The sequence below is a fragment of the Sphingomonas sp. 3-13AW genome, assembly GCF_049311085.1.
Lineage (GTDB): Bacteria > Pseudomonadota > Alphaproteobacteria > Sphingomonadales > Sphingomonadaceae > Sphingomonas.
The window spans coordinates 1-786 of the sequence record NZ_JASNVZ010000055.1 but is presented as its reverse complement, the minus strand read 5'-3'; the positions used below and the strand labels follow the sequence as shown (position 1 = coordinate 786).

Annotated in this window: 1 protein-coding gene; it reads right to left on the bottom strand. The window is 62.6% G+C overall.

Annotated features, from left to right (window positions below; translation table 11 throughout):
* Nucleotides 1-653 (bottom strand): hypothetical protein (locus QP045_RS21460; protein ID WP_422517038.1); only part of this gene is annotated, 653 nt, incomplete at its 3' end.
* Nucleotides 654-786: the final 133 nt, after the last annotated feature.

Here is a 786-nt window from a genome sequence, read left to right as displayed (position 1 = left end):
GTGTAGCCGGCAGACCGGTCGAACGAGAGCGCCCAAGCGATATACGAGTCCTTTGGCGTGCCCGCCATCTGGGGGCCGGGGCGCACCTGCCCGCCACCCCACGCTTGATTGTTGTTTGGCGCCCCTCGGAACGACAGAGCGCCGATTTCGGCGATGGTGCCGGTGGGACTGGTCTGCTGATTGATGTGCAACAGGCCGTCGCCGCCGTTGAGAGAAGCCCTATTCGGGTTCGATATGAGCGGCTGTGCGGGCGTGTTCCAGTCACCAGAAGCGGACCAAGGAATCACGTAAACGACTCCGCTCGGGCTCATCTCTGGGGGTAACAGATTGCGGCTTATGCCAAAAACGGTGAATTTATCCGTGAGAGGTACGGGCGAGAAAAACGCAAGACCGCCCGTTCGCGTCACTCGGTCGAGCGACGTGGCAACGCCCCCGGCGGTCTTGAAGGCGACAGAGCCGGGGATAAGCGGAGCGTTGTTGCCCCTGCCGCTCCGGTCGGTAGCCGGACCCGCATAGGCCTCGCCCACGGTGCCGCTCTCGAAGAGGTAGAGCGCCTCCAGGTTGTCGGCCGGGAAGCCGTAGAGCAGCTTGTTGACCTTGGGGTTGCCGATCGCACTGAAGTCGGCGCCGGGCACAGTGATAAGAATGGACATGGGATCGGCTCCTCAAGCGACCGGAAGGAAAAAGGCGACGCTCCAATTCCAGAGCGGGTAGGGCTTGTTCACGAACTGCGGGATGTTGGCGGTCGGGTACATTCCGCGCTCGGGCTCGTAGACGTAGTTGTCG